Source organism: Nonomuraea sp. NPDC003201 (assembly GCF_053590415.1).
On the sequence record NZ_JBSFTC010000753.1, the window covers coordinates 1 to 1,303 of the forward strand.

Consider the following 1,303-nt stretch of genomic DNA (forward strand, 5'->3'; position numbering starts at 1 on the left):
GCGTCTTCCCCGGGGCCCGGGGCGCGGGCGGCATCCGGCCGCGCCCCGCGCTGGCGCCGGTGTCGATCAGCTTCCGGCGGCGCGCGGCCGACGTGGTCTTCCCCGGGCTGGGCGTGGTGGCCGAGTGGAAGATGTCCAACCACATGGTCAGGAACGTCCTGCACCTGCAGGCCGTGGACGGCGACGACGGGCTCCGGCTCACCCTGCACCACAGCCCCGACGTCATCGGGCGCGAGCACGTCGAGCGGGCCGGGGAGCACCTGCGGGCCGTGCTGGCCGCCGACCCCGGCCTCCGGCTCGCCGACCTGCCCCTGCCCACCGCCGCGCCGGTGCCGGCGGCCGGGCCGGTCGAAGCCCCCGTACCGGATGCAACGGCGGGGGCTGTGGACGGCGAGCTGGTCGAGCAGGTACGCCAGATCTGGATGGAGGTCCTGCGGATCGAGGAGCTCGCCCCCGACGAGGACCTGTACGACCTCGGCGGCCACTCGCTGACCATCACCCAGATCGGCGCCCGGATCAGGAAACGGCTCGGCGTCGAGGTGCCGTTCGACGTGTTCCTCGACGATCCGACGGTCGCCGGGGTGGCGGCGGCGGTCAGCGAGCTGCGCGCATGATCTCCCTCGGCCAGGAACGGCTCTGGTTCCTGCACCGGCTCGACCCGGCCGACCCCGCCTACCGGGTGGCCGTCGTGCGGCGGATCTCCGGCCCGCTCGACGCCGACGCCCTGACCGGCGCGTTCGGCGACGTGGTGGCGCGGCACGAGTCGCTGCGCACCCGCTTCCCCGACCACGACGGGCAGCCGGTCGCGATCGTCGAGCCGCCCGGCCCCGTACCGGTCGAGCGCGTCGACCTCGACACGCCCGAGCAGGCCGCGCGGCTGCTCGAAGAGCGCGCGAACACCCCCTTCGAGCTGGGCTCCGCGCCGCCCCTGCGCGTCACGCTGGTCCGGCTCTCCCCCGGCGACCACGTGCTGTGCGTCGTCCTGCACCACATCATCGGCGACGGCTGGTCGCTGAACGTTCTCATGGACGACCTGGCCAGGTGCTACGCGGCCCGCCTGGACGGCACCCCCGCCCGGCTGCCGGAGCTGGCCACGACCTACGCCGAGTACGCCGACGCGCAGCGCGAGGCCGACGCGGACGTGGAGCACTGGACGGCCAGGCTCGACGGGGCCGCGCCGCTGGACCTGCCGGCGGACCGGCCGCGCCCGGCCCGGCGGCAGTGTCTGAGGCCGTACGTTGCCGAACAGGTAGCCCTCGTCCTTGTTGCCGGACATGAGCAGCGCCGGTGTGGCCATGTCCTT

Annotated in this window: 2 protein-coding genes; both read left to right on the forward strand. The window is 74.8% G+C overall.

What is annotated here, in order from left to right; all coding sequences use genetic code 11:
- The coding region (locus ACWDX9_RS63385; RefSeq protein ID WP_449973466.1) for a phosphopantetheine-binding protein at positions 1-614 on the forward strand (614 nt) is incomplete at its 5' end.
- Positions 611-1,303 (forward strand): condensation domain-containing protein (locus tag ACWDX9_RS63390; RefSeq protein ID WP_449973467.1); only part of this gene is annotated, 693 nt, incomplete at its 3' end. The genes ACWDX9_RS63385 and ACWDX9_RS63390, both read left to right, overlap by 4 nt.